This window comes from Rhodococcus sp. HNM0569, assembly GCF_012726205.1.
Classification (GTDB): Bacteria; Actinomycetota; Actinomycetes; order Mycobacteriales; family Mycobacteriaceae; genus Rhodococcus_F.
Window position 1 is genome coordinate 446,996 of the sequence record NZ_JAASAE010000003.1, and the last position, 26,907, is coordinate 473,902.

Genomic DNA, 26,907 nt, shown 5'->3' on the forward strand with positions numbered 1-26,907 from the left:
GGAATTCGAAGGAGTGTGGATGACCAACGGCGACAGCGCGACGCCCCGGCACGTTCATGTGCCGTCGCAGCACACCAGGGTCGTGTTCTCGTGGCTGTCGATCTTCCCGCTCGTCACGCTCGGTATGACGGCGATGAGCCGGATCGGCCCGATCGGTGGCTGGCCGATCTGGCTGCGCGCACTGCTGCTCACGGTGGTGGTCGTCCCGACGTCGATGTACCTCGTCGTGCCCAGGCTCCTCGTCATCCCAGCGCAGTGGTCTCGGCGCAGGGTCCGTCGCGACTCGCATCCGACGCCCGCGGAGGAATCCGCGCCTGCGTGAGCGGCTCGGTCCGCCGACTGCTGTGAGTACTTCACGAGTCTCCGCACGCTCGTTTCGCGCACAGAGCCAGCGGTCTCACGCTGCCGCTCCCGACTTGTGCGTGCCGCTGATCCGATCGTGTCAGCGGCAGAACAAGCAGGGGAGCGGCAGCGCGCGTTCGGTTCGGGCCGGACGGGACACAGCGTCTGCTCGGCGTGATCCGCTCTCTCAACGAGTCCGCATAGCCCCTTGTGAGCACTTCACGAGTCTCCGCACGCTTGTTTCGCGCACGGGATCTCACAAGACGGCGCCCCCAGACGTCTACCGTGTGATGAACATGAAACCGCCGTTCGAGCACGTCGTCGCCGAGCACTCGGCGACCGTTCTGCGCATGACGCGGGCGGTGCTCGGCTCGCAGGCCGACGCCGAGGATGCGTGGTCGGAGACCTTCCTGGCCGCGCTGCGCGCGTACCCGGATCTACCCGACGACGCGAACGTGCAGGCGTGGCTCGTCACGATCGCCAAACACAAGGCCGTCGATGCTGCGCGGGCGGGAGCGCGACGTCCCGTTCCGGTCGACGTCGAGCGCACCGCCACGGAACCCGAAGCCCGCGAGTCGGCCACAACCGACGGCGACGTGTGGGACGCGGTCGCGCGTCTGCCCGAGCGGCAACGTCTCGCCGTCGCGTACCGCTACTTCGGCGGGCTGCCGTACCAGGACATCGCCGACACCATCGGGGGTAACGCGGCCGCGGCCCGACGCGCGGCCGCCGACGGGCTCGCCGCGCTTCGCGTTCACTACGGCGTCCTGGCCGGAGCACAGGACAAGAACCGCAAGAATCAGGAAGTGACGCCATGAACGACACCGGAACCGGTCGTGACCTGCTCGCCGCCACCGCACCCGACTCCGCCACGCTCGCGGCGCTGCACGCCAGGCTCGAGTCCGACGCGGACGCGGCGGGCCTGCTCGACCTCGCCTACGACAGGATCGACTCGCCCATCGGACCGTTGCTGCTCGTCGCGAGCGAACGTGGGCTCGTCCGCGTCGCCTTCGACGTCGAAGGGCACGACCGGGTTCTCACCGAACTCGCCGGAAAGCTCGGTCCACGCATCCTGCGGGCGCCGGCACGGCTCGCCGCAGCCGCGCGCGAGCTCGACGAGTACTTCGCCGGAACCAGAACCACTTTCGACGTCCCGCTGGACTTCGCGCTGTCGAGCCGGTTCCGGTTGCGCGTCCAGCAGTTGCTGCCCGGCATCGCCTACGGCACCACCGCCACCTACACGGATCTGGCCGTCCGGGCCGGCAGCCCGAACGCGGTGCGCGCGGTCGGTTCGGCGTGCGCGACCAATCCGCTGCCGGTCGTGGTGCCGTGCCACCGCGTGCTGCGCACCGACGGTTCGCTGGGCGGCTACCTCGGTGGGCTCGACGCGAAAGCCGCGTTGCTCGACCTCGAACACGCGGCGTGACGCCTCCGGCTCATCGAGCCCCGACGGCCTGAACGGCGGCCACCTCGCCAGCCCACCGGTAGTCGGCCTTGCCTGCGGGAGTGCGCCGCACCTCGTCGACGATCGCCACGGTCCGCGGCACCTTGTAGCCGGCGATCGTTGCACGGCAATGGTTCTGGATGTCGTCCAGGGTGAGCGGCTCCGCATCCGGGTACAGCGCGACGACGGCGGCGACGCGTTGTCCCATCCGCTCGTCGGCGACCCCCACGACGAGCGCATCGGCGATCGCCGGGTGTGCGTGCAACGCGGCCTCGACCTCCTCGACGAACACCTTCTCGCCGCCGGTGTTGATGCACTGCGAGCCGCGGCCGAGGAACACGATGGCACCGTCGGCGTCGACGGTGCCCATGTCGCCGAGGACGGACAGTCGCACGCCGTCCGCGCGGGTGGGGAAGGTGCGTGCCGATTTCTCGGGATCGTTGTAGTAGCCGAGTGGCACGCCGTCGACGCGTGCGATGTAGCCGATGCGGTCGGAACCCGGTGGGATCTCGGTGAGCGATTCGTCGACCAGCACGAGACCCGGCGCAGGCGGCATCCGCAGATTGCCCGCGGCGTCGACCGTGAAGGAGCCGTCGTTGCCCGATTCGGACGCGCCGAAGTTGTCGCGCAGCACCAGGTCCGGTTTGACGGCGAGCATCCGGTCGCGCACGCCCACCGACCACACCGCGCCGCCCGACGTGATCGACACGAGCGACGAGAAGTCGATCTCGCTCTTGCGTCTTTCCATTTCGTCGACGAGCGGTAGCCCCATGCCGTCGCCCACGATCAGGATGACGCCCAGCCGCTCGGTCTCGATCGCGTCGACGATCTTGCGCGGATCGAAGCCGCGCATCAGCACGACCCGCGCACCGAGCGTGAAGAATGTGAACAGCGAATACAGCGCGGCGCCGTGCATGAGCGGCGCCGCAATCAGATACGCCCGGTCGGGGAATGCGGCAGCGGCTGCCGAGACCTCGGAAAGATCGCGCCTCTTCTCGGCGCCGTAGGGATTGCCGCCCGAGAGCGGCTTGCGGAAGAAGTCGTCGTGCCGCCACACGACGCCCTTCGGATAGCCGGTGGTGCCGCCGGTGTAGAGGATGTAGCGGTCGTCGCCGGACCGCGGCGCGAACTCGGCGTCCTCGGGCAGGCTCTGCGCGTCCGCGAACTCGACCAGTGCCACCGACCGCGCCGCGGCCCTCTCCCGCAGGGCCGGGTCGGTGTCGCCGACGACGAACACCGTGCGCACCAGCGGGAGGCGGTCGAGGATCTCGGCGAGCGCACACTGGTGCTCCGCCCGTTCCACCACGATCGCCACCGAGTCGGAGTTGGTGAAGACGTACTCGAGTTCCGCGGCGGTGTAACGGTAGTTGACGTTGATCGGCACCGCGCGGATCTTGATCAGGCCGAGGATCGACGCGACGTGTTCGGGACAGTTCTCGAGGAACAGCGCGACGTGTTCGCCCGGCGCGACGCCCGCGCGGGCGAACAGTTGGGCGGTGCGGTTCGACTCGCCGTCGAGTTCCGCGTAGGTGTGATGGGTGCCCTCGTAGGTGAGGGCCACACGGTCGGGTACGGCCCGCGCGACGGTCTCGAACACGTCCGCAAGATTGAACTCCATACCCGATCCCTTTCGCCGCGCCTCGCCACAAATCTAGAACATGTTCTCATTCGTCACGCTACGACACCAGACGCCGCCGGTCGACGCGATGGTCCGGTCGGTGGAACCTGTTGCCGGTAGCGGTCCGTGTCGGCGGGGTACGGCAGGATCGGGCGCGACCCGAGCGGAAAGAGGTGGCAGATGTCCGACGCGATCGTGGGGGACGACGGGCTGGCGCGCCCCGTGTGGGCGTCGAGCGACCCCCTGCTGCGCGAGTACTACGACACCGAGTGGGGGATGCCCGTCGTCGACGAACCCGGCCTGTACGAGCGGATCGTGCTCGAAGGGTTCCAGGCCGGCCTGTCCTGGGCCACGATCCTGCGCAAGCGGCCCGCATTCCGGGTGGCATTCGCCGATTTCGATCCCGACCGGGTCGCGGAGTTCACCGATGACGACGTCGAGCGTCTCATGGCCGACGCGGGCATCGTGCGCAACGAACGCAAGATTCGTGCCGCGATCACCAACGCCCGCGCCACCGTCGCGTTACGCGACGACGGTGGACTGGTCGACTTCGTGTGGTCGTTCAAGCCCGACCGGACGCCGGCCCCCCGCACGCTTGCCGAGGTCCCCACGACCTCGGACGAGTCGGTCGCGCTGTCGAAAGCGCTGCGTCGCAAAGGATTCGCCTTCGTCGGCCCCACCACGATGTTCGCGCTCATGGAAGCGATCGGAATGGTCGACACCCACCTCGTCGACAGTCACCGCCGCGGCACGTCGGGAATCTGGACGACGTGAGTCGGTCGCGTCACCGCAACGTGCCGGGCACCGGACACGCGTCGGCTGCCTCGGCGACCACGTGCGCGGTGGTGGTGACCGGCGGTCGCGCGCCGTCCTCCCAGTCGGTGCCGCGTAGCGGGGGAGAGGACTCGAGGTCGGCGAGTTCGTCGGCGTCGAACACGCGTCCGCGGGTCAGGAAGCGCTTGCCTTCCGGGGTTTCCAGGCTGAACCCACCGCCGCGGCCGGGCACGGCGTCGAGTACCAGCTGGGTGTGCTTCCACGTCTCGAACTGTGACCCCGAAATCCACACGGGCACACCGTCGGCGCCCTCCGGGGCGTCGGTGGGAAGCTCACCCACACCCAGTCTGAGATCGAGGACCCCGAGGAGGACGTCCCGGTCGCCGACGAGGAATTCGCCTGCGGGATAACACATCGGCGACGACCCGTCGCAGCAGCCGCCGGACTGGTGCATCATGAGCGCGCCGTGCACGCCGCCGAGGCGACGGAGCAGGTCCATCGCCTCGGCGGTCGCGATCACGCGCGTGGGCGCGTCGGTCATCGTGTGTCTCCCGAACTCTTCGTCACGGCGCTCAGAAGAAGCCCTGCGCCTTGGGTGCGTAGGACACGAGCAGGTTCTTCGTCTGCTGGTAGTGGTCGAGCATCATCCGATGGTTCTCGCGTCCGATGCCCGACTGCTTGTAGCCGCCGAATGCCGCATGCGCCGGGTACTGGTGGTAGGTGTTCGTCCACACGCGGCCGGCCTTGATGTCGCGCCCCGCGCGGTAGGCGGTGCTGCCGTCGCGCGACCACACGCCTGCGCCCAGGCCGTAGAGGGTGTCGTTCGCGATCGAGATCGCGTCGTCGTAGTCGCTGAACGACGTGACCGACACGACCGGGCCGAAGATCTCCTCCTGGAAGATCCGCATCTTGTTGTTGCCGGTGAAGATCGTCGGCTGCACGTAGTAGCCGCCGTTCAGGTCGCCGCCGAGTTCGGCACGTTCGCCACCCGTGAGAACGTGCGCGCCCTCCGCCTTGCCGATCTCGAGGTACGACAGGATCTTCTCGAGCTGGTCGTTGGAGGCCTGCGCGCCGATCATCGTGTCGGTGTCCAGCGGGTCGCCCTGCCGCACCGCCTTGGTGCGGATCGCGGCGAGCGCGAGGAACTCGTCGTAGATGTCCTGCTGAATGAGCGAGCGCGACGGGCACGTGCACACCTCGCCCTGGTTGAGCGCGAACATCGTGAAGCCTTCGAGCGCCTTGTCCTGGAAGTCGTCGGTGGCGCTCATGACGTCGGAGAAGAAGATGTTGGGGCTCTTGCCGCCGAGCTCGAGCGTCACCGGGATCAGGTTCTGCGACGCGTACTGCATGATGAGCCGGCCCGTCGTCGTCTCGCCCGTGAACGCGATCTTCGCGATGCGGTCGCTCGACGCGAGCGGCTTGCCCGCCTCGGTGCCGAATCCGTTGACGATGTTGACGACGCCCGCGGGCAGCAGATCACCGATGATCGAGATCAGGTACATGATCGACGCGGGCGTCTGCTCGGCAGGCTTGAGCACGACGGCATTGCCCGCCGCGAGTGCGGGTGCGAGCTTCCACACCGCCATCAGGATCGGGAAGTTCCACGGGATGATCTGGCCGACGACGCCGAGCGGTTCGTGGAAGTGGTACGCGACGGTGTGCTCGTCGATCTCCGACAGCGAGCCCTCCTGCGCGCGGATCGCGCCGGCGAAGTACCGGAAGTGGTCGACGGCCAGCGGAATGTCGGCGTTGAGCGGCTCGCGGATCGCCTTGCCGTTGTCCCACGACTCCGCGAGCGCGATGGACTCGAGGTTCTCCTCGATGCGGTCGGCGATCTTGTTGAGGACGACGGCGCGCTCGGCGGGGCTCGTCTTGCCCCACGCGGGTGCGACGGCGTGCGCGGCGTCGAGGGCCTTGTCGACGTCCTCGGCGGTCGAGCGCGCGACCTCGCAGAACGTCTGGCCGGTGACCGGGCTCGGATTCTCGAAGTACTGGCCCTTGACGGGCGGGACCCACTCGCCGCCGATCCAGTTGTCGTATCGGGACTGGAAGGACATCTTGGCGTCGGTGGTGCCGGGACGCGCGTACACGGTCATCGGAGAACTCCTTCGTTCTTCACCTGTGCGGGTGGTTCACGGATAAACCACATTGTGGACCAGTGTGATGCAGAACACTACTGTCGATGTCGCACCCTACGACGGCGAACGTTGCAACAACGTTGCCCTGCGGTGCTACTGCAGCAAACGTTGCCCTGTCGGCTACCGGCTCAGCCGCTCGTCGAGCCGCGCGAGCCGCGCCTGCGCGCGCACCCGCCGCGGTGACCCCGGTGCCAGCGCCGCCACGTATGCGTGCCACGCGTCGAGGTCGTCGGCACCCTCCACGGTCGCGGTCCAGTGCCCGAGCGCGGCGGCGTCACGCGAGCGCAGCACTGCGACGCGCAGGTCGTCGGTGACATCGGCGCGGATGTCCCGGACACCGGGCGCGTCCGACGCGGGCAGCACTGCGCCTGCGTACGCGGCGAGTGCGCCGGTCACGTCGCCGCGGTCGAGGCACGACGAGACGTCGTCGACGTCGACACGTACCGGCGCGGTGAGCCGGTACGGCCGGGACGCGAGCAGGTCCGCACCGAGCAGTCGGCGCAGTCGTGACACCTCGGCGCGCACCGTCACCGGGTCGAGATCGGCGTCGTCGAGCAGGTAGGCGAGTTGGTCGGCGGACAGCCCGGACGGGTGCCTTGTGAGCAGCAGGACGATCTCGGCGTGCCGCTGCGACAACGTGATCCGCTCGCCGCCGCGCACCAGCGCGGGGCGACGCGCACCGAGCACCTCGAGTGCCAGTGTCGGAGCGTTCGGCTGCGTCCGCGCGCCGGTGACCAGTTCGACGCGCAGGTGCGCTTCGACCGCGGCGACCGTGGCGCGCACGAGCGACAGGAACTCCGGTGCGGCGACGCGCGACCCACCGGTGATGTCGAGTGCGCCGAGCAGTCGCCCGTCGGCGGGATCGTGCACGGGCACCGCGGTGCACGACCAGTCGTGCACCGAACGGCTGAAGTGCTCGGCACCGAAGATCTGCACGCCGCGGTCGAGCGCGAGTGACGTGCCGGGCGCGTTCGTGCCGACGGCTGCCTCACTCCAGTCGCTGCCCTCGGCGAAGTTCATCGTGGCGGCATCGTCGAGCGCGCGGTGGTCGCCGTCGACCCACAGCAGCCGGCCCTGAGCGTCCGACAGCGCGACGAGCATCCCGGTGTCCGCGACGTCGTCGACCAGCAGCGTGCGGACCACCGGAAGCGCCGACGCGAGGGGATGGGTGCGGCGGTAGCGCGCCAACTCGTCGGACGGCAGCCCGGCGGTCGCAGTGGAATCGGGGTCGACGCCCCCGAGGCGGCTGCGCACCCATGACTCGCGGACGATGCCCCGGACGTCGGGCGACGCGTCGGTGGACGTGATGAACGAGCGATGCGCGTGCGCCGTGGCGGCGGCGAGCAGCGACGAATCGGTCCCTGGGGGCAGTGCCCACTTGCGCTCGACCGGCGCGCGCCTCGCCATGCCTCCACTGTAGAGCCATTGTGGCGCCGGTCACCGGGCCGCGCGGTCGCCGGGTGACGGGGTCACGTGCCGGCCGTGACGTCGACCTGCCCGTCGTCGACCGCCCAGCGCACCGTGCTGCGGGTCGAGTCGAGCATGCGGCGGTCGTGCGTCACCAGTAGCACCGTTCCGTCGAAACGGTCGAGGGCCTGCTCGAGCTGCTCGATCGCGGGGAGATCCAGATGGTTCGTCGGCTCGTCGAGGACCAGCAGGTTGACTCCGCGTGCCTGCAGCAGCGCGAGCGCGGCTCGGGTGCGTTCACCCGGCGACAGCGCGGCGCACGGGGTGAGCGCGAGATCGCCGCGAAGCCCGAACTTCGCGAGCAGTGTGCGCACATCGGCGTCGGGCCAGTCGGACACCTCGGCGCCGAACGCCTCGGCGAGTGTGCGATCGTCGCCGAAATGCTGTCGCGCCTGGTCGATCTCGCCGACCACCACCGCCGACCCGAGCGACACCGAACCCGAGTCGGGTGCGACGCGGCCGAGCAGCAGATTCAGCAGGGTCGTCTTGCCTGCCCCGTTCGGGCCGGTGACGAGCACGCGGTCGCCGTAGTCGACCTGGAGCGTGACCGGACCGAGCGTGAACCGCCCGCGATGGACGACGGCGTCGGTCGCGGTGACGACGACGGTCCCGGATCGGCCCGCGGACGCGATGTCGAACCGCAGATCCCACTCCTTGCGCGGCTCGGCGACTTCGTCGAGCCGTTCGATGCGGCGTTGCGTCTGACGGGCTTTCGCGGCCTGCTTCTCGGTGGCCTCGGCACGCATGGCCTTGCCGATCTTGTCGTTGTCCTTCGACTTGCGCCGCGCGTTGCGGACGCCGTGTTCCATCCACCCGCGCTGCATCCGGGCGCGTTCTTCGAGAGCGGCGCGAGTGTTCGCGTACTCGTCGTACGCCTCGCGCGCGTGTCGTCGCGCCACCTCCCGCTCGACGAGATACGCCTCGTACCCGCCGTCGAACACGGTGATCTGGTGTTGCGCCGCATCGAGTTCCACGATCGACGTGGTGGTGCGGGCGAGGAACTCGCGGTCGTGGCTGACCACGACGATGCCCGCGCGCGAGTCCTGCACGAAGCGTTCGAGCTGTTCGAGCCCCGCGAGGTCGAGATCGTTGGTCGGTTCGTCGAGCAGCAGGACGTCGAACCGCGACAGCAGCAGTGCCGCGAGTCCGACGCGTGCGGCCTGACCGCCGGACAGTGCCGTCGTGGGGGTGTCGAGGGGGACGTCGAGACCGAGATCGGCGAGCACCTTGTCGGCCCGGTCGTCGAGGTCTGCGCCGCCGAGCCCGAGCCAACGATCGAGTGCGGGGGAGTAGAGGTCGTCGCCGCCGTCCGCGAGGGTTTCGGCCGCGGCGTTCATCGCGCGCTCGGCGTCGGCGACTCCGGTGCGGCGGGCGAGCAGCGTGGCCACGGTTTCCCCTGCGACCCGTTCGGGTTCCTGCGCGAGCAGGCCGACCGTCGCGTCGGGGGGACTCGCCGCCACCGTGCCCTCGACGTCGGCGGCGCCCGGCCCGGCGGCCACGGCGGGATCGACGGCGTGGACGATCGAACTCAGCAGGGTCGACTTGCCCGCGCCGTTGGCGCCGGTGAGACCCACGACGTCGCCTGGTGCGACCACCAGGTCGAGGCCGGAGAACAGGACGCGGCTGCCGCGGGCGGCGCCGAATCCGCGTAGATGCAAAGTCGCGGGCATCGCTCCAGCGTATCGGCCGGTTCTGTGGCGGCCGCCCGGCCCGTCATGGAAGGGCGTTCAGTCCCGCACGAGCCGGAACCACCGCGGATCGGAGTGCTTGAGCGGTCCGATCAGGGTCGACGAGTCGGCGTCCAGATCGGCGACGAGTGTCCAGCCGTGGAACAGTCGCTCGACGTGCATACGGGACGCGCCCGACGGCAGCGGTCCGCGGTAGCCGGGGCCGAAAGCGAACAGCAGCAGCGTTCCACCCGGTTCGGTGACATCCGTGACATGGCCGACGTAGTCACGGCGGCGCTGCGCGTCGAGGCCGTGGAAGCATCCGGCGTCGAGTACGAGGTCGAACGTGCGCGCGAGGGTGCGAGTACTCACGTGCGTCACGTCGTCGCGCAGGAACCGTATGTCCAAACCCGCCTGGGCCGCGGTGCTGCGGGCACGCGCGATCGCGTACTGCGACTCGTCGACGCCGGTGACGGACCATCCGCGGCGCGCGAGTTCGCAGGCCCGCTCGCCGGTGCCGCAACCGAGGTCGAGCGCCGCTCCCGGCAGCGGTGTCCGGTACGCGCCGCCGAGAGGGCGTTCGGCGGGGGCGAGCAGAGCGTCGTACTCGATGTGGAAGGTGCGTCCCGTCTGCATCCACGGAGTGACGCCGAGACGGTGCAGCGCACCGTATACGAAACCCACGCTCGTCCCCTGCCGTCGCGCCTGCCAACCTGCGGCGCGCACTCCGCGGCGCGCCGACGCGTCAGCGATACCCACTCGTGACCACTTCGACACATCGGAGTGCGGGCCGGTCGCTGCGCCGCACCGCGCGGCCACGTTCTCTGGTTACGGTGGGAACATGACCTTCGACAGCAGTGCCAGTGGCGTCCCCACGATCGTCTTGAACGACGGCAACGTGATCCCCGCGCTCGGGTTCGGCGTCTTCCAGGTACCGGGTGACGAGACCGAACGCGTCGTGACGGACGCGCTCGGTGCCGGCTACCGCAGCATCGACACCGCCCGGGCGTACGACAACGAAACCGAGGTGGGGCGGGCCCTCGCCGCGTCCGGCATCCCGCGCGACCAACTGTTCGTCACCACCAAACTGTGGAACGACGACCAAGGGTTCGAGTCGACGCTGCGCGCCTTCGACGCGAGCATGGAGCGGCTCGGCCTCGACTACCTGGACCTGTACCTGATCCACTGGCCGACCCCGAGCCGTGGCCTGTTCGTCGACACGTTCAAGGCGTTCCAGAAGCTGAAGTCCGACGGGCGGATCCGCTCGATCGGCGTCTCCAATTTCACCGAAGGCGATCTCGACCGGCTGATCGCGGAGACCGGTGAGGTACCCGCGGTCAACCAGGTCGAGCTGCACCCCGGCTTCCCCCAGACCGAACTGCGGGCGTTCCACACCGGCAAGGGCATCGCGACCGAAGCGTGGAGCCCGCTCGGCAAGGGACGTGAACTGCTGCAGGACCCCACGATCACGAAGGTCGCCGAGGCACACGGTAAGTCGCCTGCGCAGGTCGTCGTTCGCTGGCACCTGCAGATCGGCAACATCGTGATCCCCAAGTCGGTGACGCCCGAGCGCATCGCTGCCAACTTCGACGTGTTCGACTTCGAGTTGGCCCCCGGCGAGATCAACGCGATCGACGCGCTCACGTCCCCCGGCCGGCTCGGACCCGATCCCGCCACATTCGGGGCGTAGGGGCGACACGCCCACGACGTCACCGGCTCAGCGGTCACGATGTGACGGTGTGTGCGTTGGATGCACACGATGTGACATCGTGACCGCGGTACGGGGGTTGTGCTGTGCGGCAGTGCGGTTGGTGCGGGTGGTGGTTTCTGACGATTGTTACGCGGAACCGTTGACTTCGAAACTGTGTTCGAACTAGGGTGTGTTCATGGGGCTGGGGGAATCAGTAGTAGACGCATCTGGCGGTGAGCCGGGGCGATTGAGCGACGGTGACTTGCTCGCGGAGGCGGTCGAGTTGTCGCGGGTGATTGCGGGGTTGCAGGCGCGGCGTGTCGAGGTGATGGGTGAGGTCGAGGTTCGCCGGGTGGCGGTCGAGGCCGGGTATCGCGATGGTGCGGCGTGGTTGGCGGCGCACACGCTGTTGGAGATCGGCGAGGCACGCGGGATCGTCGCGCTGGCGGGGTCGTTGTTGCGGGAGCCGGAGATCGCGGACGCGGTCGCCGCCGGTTCGGTGTCGGCGCGGCATGCGGCGATCATGTGTTCGTTCTTCGAGAATCTTCCTGGCGGGTTCCCGAATGCAGTGGACGAGCCAGAGGCATTNCGCTGGCGGGGTCGTTGTTGCGGGAGCCGGAGATCGCGGACGCGGTCGCCGCCGGTTCGGTGTCGGCGCGGCATGCGGCGATCATGTGTTCGTTCTTCGAGAATCTTCCTGGCGGGTTCCCGAATGCAGTGGACGAGCCAGAGGCATTCGCGGAGGCGCGTCGGGAATGCCGCGAGGCGTTCTTCCTCGCCTCCGGGGTACGCGGGACCGTGGGTGGGATGCGGCGGGTGAAGGACACCCTGGACGCGACATTCGACACTGGCGAAGTCCGGCACAGTGAACGCACCGATCTGAACCGCTTCGACCTGTCACGCACGCTCAACGGCCGCTACGCGTTGCGCGGTGACCTGGACGCCGAATCGGGTGAGTTGCTGCAGGCGGCGTTGTCGAAACTGTCCGCACCGCGCCCCGCCGACGACGGCACCCGTGATCCACGCCCGCCGTCGCAGCGCCGCGCCGACGCCCTGACCGAGGTGGCACGCCGGTTCCTCGGCGCCGGGCTCACCGGTGACGAGGCCGGCGAACGCCCACACCTCACAGTGGTGATCCGAGAACAAGATCTACGCGAGCAGGGCGTGCACATTCGGTCGGAAGACGATGGACCCGAGGAACCCAGAGACAGCGACAGACACGGCGGCAGAGACAGAGACAGACACAGCCGGATACGTGTGCCCTGGACACCGTGGGGAGGAACCCTGTCGATCACGGCTGCCCGCAAGACCGCGTGCGACTCCGACGTCACCCCGGTGGTGGTCGACGACGCGGGGGTACCGCTCGCGATGGGCCGCACCACCCGCCTGGTCACAGCCTCGCAGCGACGGGCACTGCGGGTGCGGGACCGTGGCTGCGCCTTCCCGGGGTGCGGGGCACCGACCGGGTGGACCGAAGCACACCATATCGTCCCGTGGATCGACGGTGGACCGACGGACCTGGACAACCTCGTCCTGCTCTGCACGCACCATCACCGGTTCGTGCACCACAGCGGCTGGACCATCGACATCCACGACGACGACCACATGCCGTGGTTCACGCCACCACCCACACCTCTCGGGCCGAGTGAACCACTCCCGGCACACCGCAATTCGATACCGCTACTCGCGTAGCAGGTTCGGTCGGCCAACGCAGCTTCTCTCAGAGAACTCTCATCGAAATCGGTGGGCGATCTTCCCCACATATCGAACCGGTAACACCGGACAGCGGGAAATGGATTGACCCGGTAGCCGTACGCCCGTTACGCAAAAGTCGTGCGCGGCGGAGAGAATGAAGAGAAAGCAGTTCCGATGGGTCTCGCTACAACGATCCGGCGCGCTGCGAGTCGCAGGCTCGCGCTCGTGCTCGCCACCCTGCTGGCCGTCGCGGGCATGGGTGCCGCGTCGCTGACGACGACGGCGGCTGCTGCGCCCGGCGCGCATTCGGGCCCGGCGCGGACGGTTCCGTGGGGCGGCTACCAGGAACTGTGGGTGCCGTCGTCGATGGGCAGCATCAAGGTTCAGGTGCACTGGGCGTCGCGCGGCGGCAACGCGTCGCTGTACCTGCTGGACGGACTCCGGGCGCGAAACGACCGCAATGCATGGTCTTTCGAGACGAATGCCGCAGACCAGTTCGCGCGCGACAATGTCACTCTCGTGATGCCGGTCGGCGGCGAATCGAGTTTCTATACCGACTGGTACAACCCCAGCAATTTCAATAATCAGCCTTTCACGTACAAATGGGAAACCTTTCTCACTCGAGAACTACCGGATTATCTGGCGGGCTTCGGCGTCGACCGCCACAACACCGGCATCATCGGTCCGTCGATGGGTGGCACCGCGGCGATGACGCTCGCGGCGTACCACCGCGACCAGTTCCGGTTCGCCGGCTCACTGTCGGGCTACCTCAACACCTCCGCGCCCGGCATGCGTGAGGCGATCCGGATCGCGATGATCGACGCGGGCGGCTACAACTCCGACGCGATGTGGGGTTTCCCGTGGGATCCCGCATGGCTGCGCAACGACCCGTTCGTGTCGGCGCCGCAACTGCAGGGGCTGTCGCTCTACACCGCGTCCGGCAACGGCCTGCCCGGCGCGTTCGACAATCCCGAGGCGCCGATCGAGTACTGGAACACGGCGATGGGCATGGGACTCGAATTCTTGTCGATGGTGCAGACGCGTGCGTTCCAGGTGCGGCTCGCAACCCTCGGCATCCCCGCGAACATCAACTTCAACGGCTCCGGTATCCACTCGTGGCCGTACTGGTCGGCCGAACTGTGGAAGGCCCGCCCACAGATCCTGGACGCACTGAACGCGTGGTGAGCACGCGTCTCGCGAAAATATCTGTACCTCAGCGTAATCCGAGATGACGCGTCAACTCGAGTGCCGCGGCTCGGCCCGCCCGATTGGCGCCGATCGTCGACGCCGACGGGCCGTAGCCGACGAGGTGGATGCGCGGGTCCGACGCGACCTGCGTCGCGAGTCGCCCCGTCATCGTGATGCCGCCGCCCGGTCCGCGCAGGCGCAGCGGCGCCAGGTGGTCGAGTGAGCTCCGGAAGCCCGTGTTCCAGAAGATCACGTCGACGTCCAGCGTGGTGCCGTCGGCCCATCTCACCCCGGTGGGAGTGATCTCGTCGAACATCGGTCGCCGGTCGAGTACGCCGCGCTCGCGTGCGGCACGGATGGACGGCGTGACCGGAAGCCCCGTGACCGACACGACCGATCCCGGTGGAAGACCCTGCCGCACGCGCTCTTCGACGAGGGCGACCGCGGCGCGCCCGATCTCGGGGCTGAAGTCCTCGTCACGGAAGACCGGTTCGCGCCGCGTCGCCCACGTGGTGGCGGTGACACGGGAGATCTCGTCGAGCAGTTGCACCGCGGACACACCGCCGCCGACGACGAGCACGTGCTCGCCGGCGAACTCGTCGGCGTTGCGATAGTCCTTCGTGTGCAGCTGCCTGCCCCGGAACGTCTCGGTGCCCGGGTAATACGGCACGAACGGGCGCTCCCACGTGCCGGTCGCGTTGATCAGTCCGCGCGCGAGGTAGGTGCTCCCGTCGGTCTCGACACGCAGCAGCCCGTCGCGGTCGCACACCACGCGCACGTGCACGGGCCTGCGCACCGGAAGAGCGAATTCGCGCTCGTAGTCGGCGTAGTAGTGCGGGACGGCGACCGACGCGCGCACGCTGTCCGCCGCGTCCGCGGTGCCGGTGTGCTCGGCGAAACCCATGCCGGGCAGGTCGTGCACGGCGTTGACGGTGGTGAGCGTGAGCGACGGCCAGCGGAACTGCCATGCCCCTCCGGGGCCCGGCGCGTGATCGAGTACGACGAAACCGTCGCCGCGCGCGATGCCGAGACGCGTGAGGTGGTACGCCGAGGACAGGCCTGCCTGCCCGGCCCCGATCACGACGATGTCGGCGAGGATGTCGTCCCGTGTCATAACCTCCTACCCAACCACTCGTACACGGCGGATGTTCCGTGGACGCGTGGGGTCGGCGCTCGTGTCCCGCACACACCGGTGTGCAGCGAACGGAAAGTGAGTGGAGATGATCGGCAGCAGTCGTGACGGCGACGTCGTCACCGTCGAGTTGCAGCGTCCCGATCGGCGCAACGCGCTCGACACCGAGATGTGTGTCGCATTGCAGGACGCCCTCGTCGAGGCGGTGGCCGACGGTGCGCGAGCGATCGTGCTCACCGGGGAAGGCACGGCGTTCTGTGCGGGTGCGGACCTGTCGGGTGACGTGTACGCGGACGGCTTCACCGACACCCTGCTCGAGATGGTGCACACGATCGACTCGGTGCCGGTGCCGGTGATCGCAGCCGTCAACGGTCCCGCGATCGGCGCGGGCTGCCAGCTCGCGATCGCGTCCGATCTCAGGGTCGCGGTGCCGGACAGTCGCTTCGGCATCCCGGCCGCGAAACTCGGCATCTCGGTCGACCGCTGGACGGTGCGCAGGCTCGCGTCACTGATCGGAGGCGGGCCCGCTCGGACGATGCTCCTCGGCGTGGAGTCGATCGACGGCGTCGAAGGTTTCCAGTACGGGCTCGTCAACAAGATCGGTGATCTCGCGAGCGCACAGGCATGGGCGAAGTCGATCGCGGCGCTCGCCCCGCTGTCGCTCGCGCATCTCAAACTGGCCCTCAACGACGACGGCACGCGCGACGAGCCGTCGCCCGATCAGGTGGCCGCTCTCGAGGCCGCATGGCGCAGTGAGGATGCGAAGGAAGCGCGAATTGCGCGCCAGGAGAGGCGGTCTCCCGATTTCAAGGGAAGGTGACGGAACTTCACGACCGGTGGCGTGTGCGCTCGGTAAGGTGGTCGACGTGAATGTCGCACGCGCCGCCTTCGCCGCGGCCGCCGCAGTGGGTGCGGCCTGGGTGGCTCGCGCCGCATGGGGCCTGCCGGTCGAACTGGGGGCGGGCCGCCGCTCCGTCGCACGGTCGGTCGCATCGGCGACGCGGGCCGGCGCGGCCTTCCGCAACACCGATCCCGCGTCACCGATCGCGCCCGGCTCCGGATTCGCCCTCGCGATCGAGATGGTGCGACGCGGCGGCCGTGGCAGGCCTCCGGGTGCGGTCCCGGTCGTCACGCCGATTGCGCCCGCGTCGGCGGCCGACCTCGCCGTCACGTGGTACGGCCATTCGAGCGTCCTGATCGAGGTCGACGGCCGCCGTGTGCTCACCGATCCGGTCTGGAGCGAGCGAGTCTCGCCGTCGCGCACGGTCGGTCCGGGGCGGCTGCATCCGGTGCCGGGCGCGCTTGCCGATCTACCGCCGATCGATGCGGTGGTCGTGTCGCACGACCATTACGACCACCTGGACCGTCGCACGGTCACCGAACTCGTGCGCACGCAGAAGGCCCCGTTCGTGGTGCCGCTGGGCATCGGGGCGCACCTGCGCCGTTGGGCGGTGCCAGCCGACCGGATCGTCGAACTCGACTGGGACGAGTCGGCCGACGTCGCGGGCCTGACGCTCACGTGCACCGAGGCGCGTCACTTCTCGGGGCGGTTCCTCACCCGAAACCCGACGCAGTGGGCGTCGTGGGTGATCGCGGGCGAGCACCGGCGGGTGTTCTTCGGCGGCGACAGCGGTTACACCGCGAGGTTCGCGCGCGTCGGCGAGCGGTACGGCCCGTTCGACCTCACGCTGCTGCCGGTCGGTGCCTACGACCACCGCTGGGCGGACGTACACATGACGCCCGAGGAGGCGGTGTCGACGCATCGCGAACTCGAGCAGGGCGATGCTTCCGCAGGCACCCTCGTGCCCATCCACTGGGCCACCTTCGACCTCGCGTTCCACGCCTGGTCGGAGCCGGTCGACCGGCTCGTCTCGGCGGCCGCCGACGCGGGCACCCACATCGTCGTCCCCACCCCGGGCCAGCGCGTCGTCCCCGAACGCGACCGCAGTACCGCGATAGCGCAGCCGTGGTGGTCGCAGCTCCTGTGAGCTGCGCGCCGATCCTTACAGACATCGCGTTTTCGGGCCACGGGCACGCGCTAGCCTGTCCTGCATGACGCACGACGAGCCCGTTTCCACCGACACCGATGTCGTCGCAGGTGGCGGCGCACCGTCGGAGGCGCGGGGGCTGACCGCGGCCGAGGTGGCCGAGCGGGTCGCGGCGGGGCACACCAACGACGTGCCGGGCCGTGCGAGCCGCTCGGTGCGTGACATCGTGCGCGGCAACGTCTTCACGCGGATCAACGCGATCCTGGGGGTGCTGTTCGTCATCGTGCTGGCGACCGGCTCGATCATCGACGGGATGTTCGGGCTGCTGATCGTCGCGAACAGCGGTATCGGCATCATCCAGGAGATCCGCGCGAAGCGGACCCTCGACAAGCTCGCGATCGTCAACCAGGCACGTCCGGTCGTGCGACGCGACGGAGTCGCCGCACCGGTCGCACCGAACGAGGTCGTGCTCGACGACGTCATCGAACTGGGGGCGGGCGACCAGATCGTCGTCGACGGCGTCGTCGTCGAATCCGCGGATCTCGACGTCGACGAGTCGTTGCTGACCGGCGAGGCGGACCCGGTCGACAAGGCGACCGGCGACCAGGTGCTGTCCGGCAGCTTCGTCGCGTCGGGCAGCGGGGCCTACCGCGCGACGAAGGTGGGCCGCGATGCGTATGCCGCGCGCCTCGCCGAGGAGGCCAGCAAGTTCACTCTCGTGCACTCCGAGTTGCGCAGCGGGATCGACAGGATCCTGAAGTTCATCACCTACCTGATGATTCCGGCGGGCCTGCTGATCATCTACAACCAGCTGTTCTCGAGCGGCCAGCCGCTGCGGCCTGCACTCAACGGCATGGTCGCGGCGCTCGTGCCGATGGTGCCCGAGGGTCTGGTGCTGATGACGTCGATCGCGTTCGCGGTCGGTGTCGTCCGGCTGGGGCGACGTCAGTGCCTCGTCCAGGAACTGCCTGCAATCGAGGGCCTCGCGCGTGTCGATGTGGTGTGCGCCGACAAGACCGGCACGCTCACCGAGAACGGCATGCGGCTGTCGGAGCTGCAGTGCGCCGAGGGCACCGATCCCGATGTCGTGGCGCACGCGCTCGCGGCGATCGCGGCCGACGACCCCCGGCCCAACGCGAGCGTCCTCGCGATCAGGGAGGCGTACCCGGACGAGCCCGGGTGGGGCGCGCCCACCGCGCAGGCGCCGTTCTCGTCGGCGAAGAAGTGGAGTGGGCTGTCGTTCGGCACGAACGGCAACTGGCTGCTCGGTGCCCCCGACGTGCTGCTCGCGCCGGGCACCGACATGGCCCGCCGTGCCGACGAGCTCGGCGCACACGGACTGCGCGTGCTGCTGCTCGGCACGTCGGACGGCCCCGTCGACGCGCCGGACGCGCCGGGACAGGTGACGCCCCGTGCGCTCGTCGTGCTCGAACAACGCGTGCGCGGCGACGCCAAGGACACGCTCGAGTACTTCGCGTCGCAACACGTCACGGTCAAGGTCATCTCGGGCGACAACGCGGTGTCGGTCGGTGCCGTCGCCGAGAGCCTGGGGCTCCCGGGCGCCGAGCACCCGGTCGACGCGCGGCGGCTCCCCACCGACTCGGACGAGCTCGCCGACGAGGTCGACGACGCCAGCACGTTCGGCCGCGTCCGGCCCGACCAGAAACGCGCGATGGTCGGCGCGCTGCAGTCGCGCGGCCACACCGTCGCGATGACGGGCGACGGGGTCAACGACGTGCTCGCGCTCAAGGACGCCGACATCGGCGTGTCGATGGGTTCCGGCTCGCCCGCGACCAGGGCCGTCGCGCAGATCGTGCTGCTCGACAACAAGTTCGCCACGCTGCCGTACGTCGTCGCCGAGGGCAGGCGCGTCATCGGCAACATCGAACGGGTCTCGAATCTGTTCCTCACCAAGACCGTGTACTCGGTGTTGCTCGCGTTCCTCGTCGGCGTCTCGGGTGTCCTGGCGCAGATGTTCGACTTCGAGCCGGTGCCGTATCCGTTCCTGCCACGGCACGTGACGATCGCGGCATGGTTCACGATCGGCATCCCGGCGTTCATCCTGTCTCTCGCCCCCAACAACGAGCGGGCGCGTTCGGGCTTCGTCGGGCGGGTGATGCGGCTCGCGATCCCGTCGGGAGTCATCATCGGCGTCGCGACGTTCGTGTCCTATCTGCTGGTCTACGCCGGGCCCGAGCAGACCGAGCAGCAGTCGGAGCAGGCGGGCACGACCGCGCTCATCACCCTGATCATGATCGCGATCTGGGTGCTCGCAGTGGTCGCGCGGCCGTACGTGTGGTGGAAGCTGGTGCTGCTCGCGGGCTCGGTGCTCGGGTACGTCGTGTTGTTCTCGGTGCCGTTCACACAGGAGTTCTTCAAGCTCGACCCGTCGAACGAGGGCGCCACGATCTCGGCCGTCGTGTGCGGCCTGGTGGGCATCGTCCTCGTCGAAGTGGGCTGGTGGATCAGCGGCCGGCTGCACGGCGAGCGGCGCGCACTGTTCGCGGCCTCGAGCGACTTCGCGGGAAGGGCGTGACCCACGCGCGGACCTGCGCGATACTGCTCTCGTTGTGGCAACGTAAGGCGTGCACGGTGACGACCAGTGGAGGCACGATGAGTTTCGCAGACACACTCAAGAGCCTGATCGGCAAGGGCCAGAAGGCGGCGTCCGACAACGCGGACAAGATCCACGGCGCCGTCGACAAGGCCGCCGGTTTCGCCGACGACAAGACCGGCGGTAAATACAAGGATCAGATCGGCAAGGCCGCGGACGCCGTCAAGAAGGCAGTGCCCGACGAGGAGCCACCCGCGGGAGGCTCCGGTCCGGGTCCGGGTCCGACCGACACGCCCCGGCAGCCCTGAAGCGGCCGCGGTGAGTGGGGAGGTCTCGCGCGCGTCCGGTGCGGATGGCGACGACTACGCGCTCATGTCGGTGTCGGTGCGGTGGCACGACCGCATCCTCGTGATGTCGGTGGTGGGCGACATCGACCTCGTGACGGCCGCCCAGCTGTCCGACTCGGTGACGGCGGCGGTGCAGAACGGGCCTGCGGGGCTCGTCGTCGACCTCAGCGCCGTCAACTTCCTCGCCTCGGCGGGGATGAGCGTCCTGATCGACGCCGCCCAGCACAGCGACCGCTCGCGCATCCCGTATGCGGTCGTGGCGCGGGGTGCGGCCACCGCACGCCCGATGGCGCTGGTCGGTCTCGACGCGAAGTTCCCGGTGTTCGGCACGGTCGAGGACGCGGTCGACGCCTGCCTGCGACCCGCATGACGACGCCAGGCCCGGACACCGCCGTGTCCCCGGTGGCTCCGGTCGCGTCCAGCGGCTTCTGGCATCACGGTGTGCCCGCCGAGCCCGGCAGCCTGCTCGCGCTGCGCCGCGACCTCGCGCGCTGGCTCGGCAGCGTCGGCATCCGCTCCGAGCGTGCCGACGACATCGTGCTCGCCAGCTACGAGGCGCTCGCGAATGTCGTCGAGCACGCGTACGTCCGGCCCCGTGCCGGGTCGCTCGACCTCGCGGCACGGTTCGACGAGGGCGACGCGTGCGTCGAGGTCGTCGTGGGCGATCGGGGCCGGTGGGCGGCCGGCCCGCCCGATCCGCTGCGCGGCAACGGCCTGCGACTGATCGACTCGCTCGCCGACGACGTGGAGATCGCGCGGGGTGACGCCGGCACCGTCGTGCGCATGTCGTGGGCCGCTCACCCGAACCGCCGCGATGCCCTGTGGTGAGGTACCGAGGGTGACGGGAGCGCGCGCACCGGGACAGGGAGGCCGAGTGAGACGACTGCTGGTTCCCGCGGCAGCGCTTGTCGCGAGCGCCGTGCTGGTCGCGGGGTGCGGATCCGACAGCGGCAGCGCCGAACCTGCGCTGCCGCCCGCGCCGGTGGGCGCCGAACGCGGACAACTCGTGTCGCAGCAGTCCTTCGACGACATCGCGCCCGACGTCACACAACTCGGTGGCACCGCGGTGCGCGTCACCTATCGCAGCACGTCGGGTGTCGACGGGTCGGGCACCGAGGTCAGCGGCGCGGTGTTCGCACCCGCGACGCCCCCTCCGCCGGGCGGCTACCCGGTCGTCGCGGTGGGGCACGGCACCACCGGCGTCACGGACGACTGCGCGCCGTCGGCGTCGCCGGACCTGCGTGGCAACGCGGCGCTCGTCGCGTCGATGCTCGCGCGCGGCTGGGTGGTGGCCGTCAGCGACTACCAAGGGCTCGGCACTCCGGGGCCGCACCCCTATCTCGAACCGCGGTCCGCCGCCTACGACCTGATCGACTCGGTCCGCGCCGCGCGCAACGTCTTTCCTGCGGCCTCCACCACGTGGGCCGCGTACGGCGAGTCGCAGGGCGGCCAGGCGTCGTGGGCGGCGGCCGAGGCGTCGTCCGACTACGGTGACGGGCTCGACTTCGTCGGTTCCGCCGCACTCTCGCCCGCGGCCGACGTGTCCGGCATCTTCGACGTCGACGCCGGCGGGAGCGCGGCGAACGTGCCGTTGCTGAGCTGGCCGCAGAAGGCGTTGCTGCCGTACGTGCTCGAAGGATTGCGGACGGTGCACCCCGAACTGGACACGAGCGACTACGTGCGCGGCCCGCTCGCCGACGAACCCGACGTCGCGCTGTCGTGCATCACCGACCGTGGCGGAGACAAATTGCGCATCGCCACCACGATGCAGCCGGACGACGTCGGCCCCAGCACACCCGAGGCCGCCGAACGTATGCACGGCTGGCTCGACGACCTCGCGCTGCCGCAGGGCACCGCGGGCGGCCCGCTGTACGTCGTCGCGGGCGGCCGGGATCAGCTCGTGCGTGCCGAGTGGACGTCGTCGGCCGTCGCGCGCGCGTGCGCACAGGGCGACACGATCGAGTTCACGGTGCGCCCCGAACAGGGCCACTCGGAGCCGGCCGCGGTGCCGGGCGCGCTCGACTGGATCGCCGCGCGGTTCGTGGGCGGTCCCGCACCCGACACCTGTGCCGCGGCGGGGGGACGATGACCGAGTCGGTGCTCAGTCGCGTGCGCGCGTTGTGTCTCGCGCTGCCCGAGGCCACCGAGCGCGTCAGTCACGGCGAGCCCGCGTGGTTCGTGCGACGCGCGCCGCAGTTCGCGATGTTCGCGAACCGGCATCACGACGACCGGGTCGCGTTGTGGGCCGCGGCGCCCGACGGTGCGCGCGACCGCTGGCTCTCGATCGGTCCCGACCGGTTCTTCGTCCCGCCGTACGTCGGCACCCGCGGGTGGATCGGGGTGTACCTCGACGTGCCGCAGTTCAGCCTGGCAGGCAGTGGCACGGTGGTCGGCGACCCGGTCGCGGGCGATGCCGCGTGGGAAGATCTCGCGGAGATCGTCGAGGACGCCTATCGCGCGGTCGCACCGGCGACGCTGCTGCGGGTGCTCGACGCGCGCGGCCGACAGTGAGCGCGCTGCTCGGTGCGGTCGCGGGAGCAGCGGCCGCCACGATGGCGATCGTGTTCTGGCTACGCACCCGCCGTACCCTCACGACGCCCACCGAACGTGCCGTCCACGAGGCGCTGCACACCGCGTCGCTCGCGGCGCGCTCGCTGCGTGAGGGCCTCGACAGCGAGTCCGCGTCGGCGGCGGTCCCGCATCTGCGGCGGCTCACGTCCGCGCCCGCGATGCTCGTCGCCGGGCCCGACGGCGACGTGCTCGCGTGGGACTGCGATCCCGACCTTGCGGCCCGCGGCCACGACGACACCGGGCCGCACACCGGAGACGACGCCGAGCAGCGGCTCACCGAGCGTGCCCGCGCCACCGCTGCCCGCGCGATCGACGGCGCACGCCGAGTCCTGGACTCGGATCCCGGTCTCGCGGGCGACGGCGCACGGGCCGTCGTCGCGCAACCGCTCACCAGCGAACACGGCGGTGTCCTCGGCGCGCTCGCGGTCGTCACCGCCGACGAACCGAGTCCCGGCCTGCTCGGTGCGCTCGGCGAGGTCGCGCGATACGCGAGCGGCCAGATCGAACTGGCCGACCTCGACGCGTCACGCGCGCGGCTCGACCGCGCTGAGGTGCGGGCGCTGCGCGCGCAGATCAGCCCGCACTTCATCTACAACGCACTCAACACCGTCGCGTCGTTCGTGCGCACCGACCCCGCTCGCGCGCGCGAGCTGATCCTCGAGTTCGCCGATTTCACGCGCTATTCCTTCCGGTCGGCGGGCGAGTACACGCTGCTGTCGGACGAGCTGCGCAACATCGACCGCTATCTGACCCTCGAGCGTGCCCGGTTCGGACAGTCGTTGCAGGTCGTGCTGAGGATCGCGCCCGAGGTCCTCGGCGTCGTGCTGCCCTTTCTCGCGTTGCAGCCGCTCGTGGAGAACGCGGTGCGCCACGGCATCGCGGGCAAACCCGAAGGCGGCACCGTCACGATCACCGCGACCGACGAGGGCACCGACTGCGTCGTGAGCGTCGAGGACGACGGCGTCGGCATGGACCCGGAACTGTTGCGCTCGGGCTCGCTCGACACGGTCGACGCGTCTCGCGGCGTCAAAGAGGCCGCACATGTGGGACTCGCCAACGTCGACGACCGGCTGCGGGCGGCCTTCGGTGACGACTACGGCCTCGTCGTCGAGACCGCGCCCGGCGCGGGCACCAAGGTGAGCATGCGGGTTCCGAAATACCGGCCGGGCATTCGACCGTGACGCGCAGGCCGCGTGGCACGATGATCCTCACCCGAGGACGACTGCGCAGGAGGACGACGAGGCGACGTGACCGACAAGGACAGCCCCGACAGACCGCTCACCGTGCTCGCTGTCGACGACGAGAAGCCCGCACTCGACGAGCTGGTGTTCCTGCTGCGTGAACAGGATCGCGTCGGCCTCGTCCACACCGCGTCCGACGCCACCACCGCGCTGCGGATCCTGCAGTCGGGCGACATCGACGCCGCATTCCTCGACATCAACATGCCGGGGCTCGACGGCCTCGAGCTCGCGGGCATCCTGCGCAATTTCGCCGCCGCGCCTGCCGTCGTGTTCGTCACCGCGCACGACGACCGCGCGGTGGCGGCATTCGACCTGGGCGCCACCGACTACCTGCTCAAGCCGCTGCGCGAAGAACGGCTCGCGGAGTCGATCCGGCGCATCGCCGAGCAGCGTGCACGCACCGACGGCGCGGCCGACGACGCGGAGAACGACGTCATCCCGGTCGAACTCGGGGGAGTGACGACCCTCGTGCGCCGCTCGTCGGTGCAGTGGGTCGAAGCGGACGGCGACTACGCGCGGCTGCACACCGCCACCGGATCACATCTCGTGCGCATCCCCATCTCGTCGCTCGAAGCCCGGTGGGCGGATGCGGGATTCCTGCGGGTGCACCGCTCGTATCTCATTTCGCTTCCGCTGGTCACGGGGATCCGCTCGGTCGGCACCGGAGTCGTCGTGTGCCTGCGTGGCGGGCCGGGCGATCCGCCCGTGGAGCTGCCCGTCAGCAGGCGACACGCACGCACCCTCAAGGATCGGCTGGTGCGCGGTCCGAAGCAGAGCTGGGCGGGGGGCCGCTCGTGACCGGCGGTGACGGACGCGGCGGGCGGCGGCCGGTGCGCGCGACGCCGCCCGCGCGCGAACGCGTCGTGCTCGCCGAGCGCCGTGGGGCGCGTACGGTGCGCACGCGTGTCGAGGTGCAGGAGCAGACCGAGGTGGGTGACGCGATGGTGCGCGCGCTCATCCGCACCCAGCTCGGGCTCGCGGTGCGCTGTGCGCTGTTCGCGATCGTGCCGCTGTGTGCGTTGCCCGCGCTGTTCCGGCTCGTGCCTGCGCTGTCGGACGTGAGCGTGCTCGGCGTTCGGCTGCCGTGGCTGATGCTCGCGGTCGGCACCTATCTCGTGCTGCTCGTCGTCGGGTGGGCGTTCCTGCGCCAAGCCGACCGCAACGAGCAGGAGTTCACCGATCTCGTCGACGACTGACGGGGCGATGCACATGACGAGGCGGCACCGGTGACGGGCGGGCCGTACCCGGTCGCGACGCTCCTCGCGGTGTGCGTCGCGGCGCTCGCGACGGTCGCGGTCGGTATCCACGGGGTGCGTTTCGCGCGCACCACGTCCGACTTCCTCGTGGCGTCGCGCAGTGTGAGCCCGCGGTGGAATGCTGCCGCCGTCTCCGGCGAATATCTCTCGGCAGCTTCGTTTCTCGGTGTCGCCGGGCTGATCGCGAAATACGGCGCCGACGCCCTCTGGTACCCGATCGGGTTCACGGCGGGCTATCTCGGTGTGCTGTTGTTCGTCGCGGCCCCGCTGCGTCGCTCCGGCGCGTACACGGTGCCCGACTTCGCCGAGTTCCGGCTGCGGTCACGAAGTCTGCGCAAGCTGGCGATGGTGGTCGTCGCCGTCGTGTGTGCCCTGTATCTGGTGCCGCAGTTGCAGGGCGCGGGGCTGATGCTGCACACACTGTTGGGCATTCCGAGCTGGGTGGGCGCCGCCGTGATCGGGGCGATCGTGATCGGCAATGTCGTCGGCGGCGGCATGCGGTCGATCACTTTCGTGCAGGCTTTCCAGTACTGGCTCAAACTCACCGCCGTCGCGGTGCCCGCGGTCGCGTTGTGCGTGTTCTACTTCTCCGACCGTCAGGAGCTCGGCGAGCCCGCACCGCCCACGGTGTCCGAGCGGACCACCGTCGAGATCACGACGGACGTCGTCGTGCAGGTCGCCGAACCAGTGCTGCTCACGGGCGAGGGCGCACTCGACGGCACGCCGCTCGACGGCCGCAGCATCGTCGTCGATGCGGGTACGCACACGCTCGGCACCGGCACGTCGCTCGTGCTCGACGCGGGCGCCGCGGTGCCGGTCGTGGCGGGCGCACCCGTCGACAACGACGACTGGATCTCGCCGGGCCTCGGGTTCGGCGGCGACCATCCGATGTACTCGGTGTATTCGCTGATCGTCGCCACCTTCCTCGGCACGATGGGGCTGCCGCACGTGCTCGTGCGCTTCTACACCAATCCCGACGGGCGCACCGCGCGCGTCACATCGCTCACGGTGATCGCGCTGCTCGCGTTGTTCTACGTGTTTCCGCTGCTGCTCGGTGTGTTCGCGCGGCTGTACGTGCCGCAACTGCTCATCACCGGCACGTCGGATGCGGCGGTGCTGCTGCTGCCGGTGTCGGTGTTCGCCGGGTGGGGCGGTCAGCTGCTCGCGGCACTCGTCGCGGCGGGCGCGGTCGCCGCCTTCCTGTCGACGTCGTCGGGGCTGTTGGTGAGCATCGCGGGCATCCTGTCGACCGACGTGCTGCCGGGCCGCATCCGCGACTTCCGGCTCGCGTCGGTGCTCGCCGGCATCGTGCCGCTCGCGGTGTCGATCGTGTTCGTCACGCTCGACCTGTCCCGCACCGTCGGTCTCGTGTTCGCGGTTGCGGCGTCGACGCTGTGCCCGCTGCTCGTGCTCGGGATCTGGTGGCGCGGTCTCACCGCACCCGGCGCGGCGGCGGGACTCGTCGTCGGCGGCATCGCGTCGGGTGGGGCCGCGACGGCGTCGATCCTCGCCGGCCTCGACGCGCAGGACGTCGGGGGCTGGGCGGCGGCCATTCTGGCGTATCCCGCGGCAGTGAGCGTGCCACTCGCGTTCGCGACGATGGTGGTGGTGAGCCTGGCGACCCGCTCACACATCCCGGACGGCGTCGCAGGTGTGTTCGCGCGCATGCATGTGCCCGAGCGGCTCGGGATGGGTTCGGACCGTGAGCGCGACCTCCAACCGTGAGCACTTTGCGAGTCTCCGTACGCTGTTGAGTCTGGGTTGATGTGAGACACGAGATGTCTACCCAGATGTG

The 26,907-nt window shown here is 69.7% G+C and carries 27 protein-coding genes; 19 read left to right on the forward strand and 8 right to left on the reverse strand.

Features of this window, described 5'->3' with window-relative positions:
• Positions 1–19 precede the first annotated feature (19 nt).
• From HCA44_RS06740 to HCA44_RS06750, 3 genes are all read left to right on the forward strand, one after another.
• A complete protein-coding gene (locus HCA44_RS06740) occupies positions 20–322 on the forward strand; it encodes a hypothetical protein (RefSeq protein ID WP_169647738.1) in 303 nt (100 codons plus the stop codon).
• A 310-nt stretch (positions 323–632) separates the two neighbouring features.
• A complete protein-coding gene (locus tag HCA44_RS06745; protein ID WP_169647739.1) occupies positions 633–1,160 on the forward strand; it encodes an RNA polymerase sigma factor in 528 nt (175 codons plus the stop codon).
• Positions 1,157–1,768: a methylated-DNA--[protein]-cysteine S-methyltransferase gene (locus HCA44_RS06750; RefSeq protein WP_169647740.1), complete on the forward strand. Its 612-nt coding sequence runs from the start codon at positions 1,157–1,159 to the stop codon at positions 1,766–1,768. The genes HCA44_RS06745 and HCA44_RS06750 overlap by 4 nt, the downstream gene beginning before the upstream one ends.
• 10 nt (positions 1,769–1,778) lie before the next feature.
• On the opposite strand, the gene HCA44_RS06755 is transcribed toward HCA44_RS06750, so the two are convergent.
• Positions 1,779–3,404, reverse strand: coding sequence for an AMP-binding protein (locus HCA44_RS06755; RefSeq protein ID WP_169647741.1), 1,626 nt, complete (start codon positions 3,402–3,404; stop codon positions 1,779–1,781).
• 180 nt (positions 3,405–3,584) lie between these two features.
• Here HCA44_RS06755 and HCA44_RS06760 point away from each other — a divergent pair, with 180 nt between their 5' ends.
• A complete protein-coding gene (locus tag HCA44_RS06760; protein WP_169647742.1) occupies positions 3,585–4,178 on the forward strand; it encodes a DNA-3-methyladenine glycosylase I in 594 nt (197 codons plus the stop codon).
• Between the two features lie 10 nt (positions 4,179–4,188).
• Here HCA44_RS06760 and HCA44_RS06765 read toward each other — a convergent pair whose 3' ends face one another.
• The 5 genes from HCA44_RS06765 to HCA44_RS06785 all read right to left on the reverse strand — a co-directional run bounded on the left by HCA44_RS06765 (position 4,189) and on the right by HCA44_RS06785 (position 10,134).
• Entirely contained in the window at positions 4,189–4,719 is a 531-nt protein-coding gene (locus HCA44_RS06765) for a DUF779 domain-containing protein (RefSeq protein WP_240945319.1), read from the reverse strand.
• Between the two features lie 31 nt (positions 4,720–4,750).
• On the reverse strand, positions 4,751–6,274 hold the full coding sequence (gene adh / locus HCA44_RS06770) for an aldehyde dehydrogenase (RefSeq protein ID WP_169647743.1): 1,524 nt from the start codon (positions 6,272–6,274) through the stop codon (positions 4,751–4,753).
• A 162-nt stretch (positions 6,275–6,436) separates the two neighbouring features.
• Positions 6,437–7,723, reverse strand: a complete 1,287-nt coding sequence (locus HCA44_RS06775; protein ID WP_169647744.1) for a GAF domain-containing protein — start codon at positions 7,721–7,723, stop codon at positions 6,437–6,439.
• A gap of 62 nt (positions 7,724–7,785) precedes the next feature.
• Complete coding sequence (locus HCA44_RS06780; RefSeq protein WP_169647745.1) at positions 7,786–9,453, reverse strand: ABC-F family ATP-binding cassette domain-containing protein; 1,668 nt, start codon at positions 9,451–9,453, stop codon at positions 7,786–7,788.
• Between the two features lie 57 nt (positions 9,454–9,510).
• Positions 9,511–10,134 (reverse strand): class I SAM-dependent methyltransferase, encoded by a 624-nt coding sequence (locus HCA44_RS06785; RefSeq protein WP_346764611.1) that lies wholly within the window; start codon positions 10,132–10,134, stop codon positions 9,511–9,513.
• A 157-nt stretch (positions 10,135–10,291) separates the two neighbouring features.
• On the opposite strand from HCA44_RS06785, the gene HCA44_RS06790 reads away from it, so the two are divergent.
• A complete protein-coding gene (locus HCA44_RS06790) occupies positions 10,292–11,140 on the forward strand; it encodes an aldo/keto reductase (RefSeq protein ID WP_169647746.1) in 849 nt (282 codons plus the stop codon).
• 211 nt (positions 11,141–11,351) lie between these two features.
• Here HCA44_RS06790 and HCA44_RS06795 read toward each other — a convergent pair whose 3' ends face one another.
• Positions 11,352–11,654: a hypothetical protein gene (locus HCA44_RS06795; protein ID WP_169647374.1), complete on the reverse strand. Its 303-nt coding sequence runs from the start codon at positions 11,652–11,654 to the stop codon at positions 11,352–11,354.
• An 89-nt stretch (positions 11,655–11,743) separates the two neighbouring features.
• On the opposite strand from HCA44_RS06795, the gene HCA44_RS06800 reads away from it, so the two are divergent.
• Both HCA44_RS06800 and HCA44_RS06805 read left to right on the forward strand, forming a co-directional pair.
• Complete coding sequence (locus tag HCA44_RS06800; RefSeq protein WP_169647747.1) at positions 11,744–12,832, forward strand: HNH endonuclease signature motif containing protein; 1,089 nt, start codon at positions 11,744–11,746, stop codon at positions 12,830–12,832.
• Positions 12,833–13,090: 258 nt separating this feature from the next.
• Entirely contained in the window at positions 13,091–14,020 is a 930-nt protein-coding gene (locus HCA44_RS06805; RefSeq protein WP_240945355.1) for an alpha/beta hydrolase family protein, read from the forward strand.
• 28 nt (positions 14,021–14,048) lie between these two features.
• Here the strand turns inward: HCA44_RS06805 and HCA44_RS06810 are convergent, their stop codons facing one another.
• Positions 14,049–15,137 (reverse strand): NAD(P)-binding domain-containing protein, encoded by a 1,089-nt coding sequence (locus HCA44_RS06810; RefSeq protein WP_169647749.1) that lies wholly within the window; start codon positions 15,135–15,137, stop codon positions 14,049–14,051.
• Between the two features lie 106 nt (positions 15,138–15,243).
• On the opposite strand from HCA44_RS06810, the gene HCA44_RS06815 reads away from it, so the two are divergent.
• The 12 genes from HCA44_RS06815 (at position 15,244) to HCA44_RS06870 (ending at position 26,837) form a co-directional block, all read left to right on the forward strand.
• Positions 15,244–15,975, forward strand: coding sequence for an enoyl-CoA hydratase (locus HCA44_RS06815; RefSeq protein ID WP_169647750.1), 732 nt, complete (start codon positions 15,244–15,246; stop codon positions 15,973–15,975).
• Positions 15,976–16,021: 46 nt separating this feature from the next.
• Positions 16,022–17,143, forward strand: coding sequence for an MBL fold metallo-hydrolase (locus HCA44_RS06820; protein ID WP_346764612.1), 1,122 nt, complete (start codon positions 16,022–16,024; stop codon positions 17,141–17,143).
• A gap of 64 nt (positions 17,144–17,207) precedes the next feature.
• A complete protein-coding gene (locus tag HCA44_RS06825) occupies positions 17,208–19,679 on the forward strand; it encodes an HAD-IC family P-type ATPase (RefSeq protein WP_169647752.1) in 2,472 nt (823 codons plus the stop codon).
• A 77-nt stretch (positions 19,680–19,756) separates the two neighbouring features.
• Complete coding sequence (locus tag HCA44_RS06830) at positions 19,757–20,005, forward strand: antitoxin (RefSeq protein WP_169647753.1); 249 nt, start codon at positions 19,757–19,759, stop codon at positions 20,003–20,005.
• A gap of 10 nt (positions 20,006–20,015) precedes the next feature.
• A complete protein-coding gene (locus HCA44_RS06835; protein ID WP_346764613.1) occupies positions 20,016–20,414 on the forward strand; it encodes an STAS domain-containing protein in 399 nt (132 codons plus the stop codon).
• Positions 20,411–20,872, forward strand: coding sequence for an ATP-binding protein (locus HCA44_RS06840; RefSeq protein ID WP_169647754.1), 462 nt, complete (start codon positions 20,411–20,413; stop codon positions 20,870–20,872). The genes HCA44_RS06835 and HCA44_RS06840 overlap by 4 nt, the downstream gene beginning before the upstream one ends.
• Before the next feature lie 46 nt (positions 20,873–20,918).
• Positions 20,919–22,133, forward strand: coding sequence for a lipase family protein (locus HCA44_RS06845; protein WP_346764614.1), 1,215 nt, complete (start codon positions 20,919–20,921; stop codon positions 22,131–22,133).
• The gene (locus HCA44_RS06850) at positions 22,130–22,555 is read left to right on the forward strand and encodes an MmcQ/YjbR family DNA-binding protein (RefSeq protein ID WP_169647756.1); all 426 of its coding nucleotides are present in this window, start codon (positions 22,130–22,132) and stop codon (positions 22,553–22,555) included. The genes HCA44_RS06845 and HCA44_RS06850 overlap by 4 nt, the downstream gene beginning before the upstream one ends.
• A gap of 41 nt (positions 22,556–22,596) precedes the next feature.
• A complete protein-coding gene (locus tag HCA44_RS06855) occupies positions 22,597–23,796 on the forward strand; it encodes a histidine kinase (RefSeq protein ID WP_169647810.1) in 1,200 nt (399 codons plus the stop codon).
• Positions 23,797–23,862: 66 nt separating this feature from the next.
• On the forward strand, positions 23,863–24,654 hold the full coding sequence (locus HCA44_RS06860; RefSeq protein WP_169647757.1) for a LytTR family DNA-binding domain-containing protein: 792 nt from the start codon (positions 23,863–23,865) through the stop codon (positions 24,652–24,654).
• A 32-nt stretch (positions 24,655–24,686) separates the two neighbouring features.
• Entirely contained in the window at positions 24,687–25,052 is a 366-nt protein-coding gene (locus HCA44_RS06865) for a hypothetical protein (RefSeq protein ID WP_169647811.1), read from the forward strand.
• Between the two features lie 30 nt (positions 25,053–25,082).
• Entirely contained in the window at positions 25,083–26,837 is a 1,755-nt protein-coding gene (locus tag HCA44_RS06870) for a cation acetate symporter (RefSeq protein WP_169647758.1), read from the forward strand.
• Positions 26,838–26,907: the final 70 nt, after the last annotated feature.

Excerpts from the sequence above, each read along its gene's own strand:
- HCA44_RS06740 (WP_169647738.1), top strand. The coding sequence starts at position 20 with ATGACCAACGGCGACAGCGCGACGCCCCGGCACGTTCATGTGCCGTCG.
- HCA44_RS06745 (WP_169647739.1), top strand. The coding sequence starts at position 633 with ATGAACATGAAACCGCCGTTCGAGCACGTCGTCGCCGAGCACTCGGCG.
- HCA44_RS06750 (WP_169647740.1), top strand. The coding sequence starts at position 1,157 with ATGAACGACACCGGAACCGGTCGTGACCTGCTCGCCGCCACCGCACCC.
- HCA44_RS06755 (WP_169647741.1), bottom strand. The coding sequence starts at position 3,404 with ATGGAGTTCAATCTTGCGGACGTGTTCGAGACCGTCGCGCGGGCCGTA.
- HCA44_RS06760 (WP_169647742.1), top strand. The coding sequence starts at position 3,585 with ATGTCCGACGCGATCGTGGGGGACGACGGGCTGGCGCGCCCCGTGTGG.
- HCA44_RS06765 (WP_240945319.1), bottom strand. The coding sequence starts at position 4,719 with ATGACCGACGCGCCCACGCGCGTGATCGCGACCGCCGAGGCGATGGAC.
- adh (WP_169647743.1), bottom strand. The coding sequence starts at position 6,274 with ATGACCGTGTACGCGCGTCCCGGCACCACCGACGCCAAGATGTCCTTC.
- HCA44_RS06775 (WP_169647744.1), bottom strand. The coding sequence starts at position 7,723 with ATGGCGAGGCGCGCGCCGGTCGAGCGCAAGTGGGCACTGCCCCCAGGG.
- HCA44_RS06780 (WP_169647745.1), bottom strand. The coding sequence starts at position 9,453 with ATGCCCGCGACTTTGCATCTACGCGGATTCGGCGCCGCCCGCGGCAGC.
- HCA44_RS06790 (WP_169647746.1), top strand. The coding sequence starts at position 10,292 with ATGACCTTCGACAGCAGTGCCAGTGGCGTCCCCACGATCGTCTTGAAC.
- HCA44_RS06795 (WP_169647374.1), bottom strand. The coding sequence starts at position 11,654 with ATGCCGCGCCGACACCGAACCGGCGGCGACCGCGTCCGCGATCTCCGG.
- HCA44_RS06805 (WP_240945355.1), top strand. The coding sequence starts at position 13,091 with ATGGGTGCCGCGTCGCTGACGACGACGGCGGCTGCTGCGCCCGGCGCG.
- HCA44_RS06810 (WP_169647749.1), bottom strand. The coding sequence starts at position 15,137 with ATGACACGGGACGACATCCTCGCCGACATCGTCGTGATCGGGGCCGGG.
- HCA44_RS06815 (WP_169647750.1), top strand. The coding sequence starts at position 15,244 with ATGATCGGCAGCAGTCGTGACGGCGACGTCGTCACCGTCGAGTTGCAG.
- HCA44_RS06825 (WP_169647752.1), top strand. The coding sequence starts at position 17,208 with ATGACGCACGACGAGCCCGTTTCCACCGACACCGATGTCGTCGCAGGT.
- HCA44_RS06830 (WP_169647753.1), top strand. The coding sequence starts at position 19,757 with ATGAGTTTCGCAGACACACTCAAGAGCCTGATCGGCAAGGGCCAGAAG.
- HCA44_RS06840 (WP_169647754.1), top strand. The coding sequence starts at position 20,411 with ATGACGACGCCAGGCCCGGACACCGCCGTGTCCCCGGTGGCTCCGGTC.
- HCA44_RS06850 (WP_169647756.1), top strand. The coding sequence starts at position 22,130 with ATGACCGAGTCGGTGCTCAGTCGCGTGCGCGCGTTGTGTCTCGCGCTG.
- HCA44_RS06855 (WP_169647810.1), top strand. The coding sequence starts at position 22,597 with ATGGCGATCGTGTTCTGGCTACGCACCCGCCGTACCCTCACGACGCCC.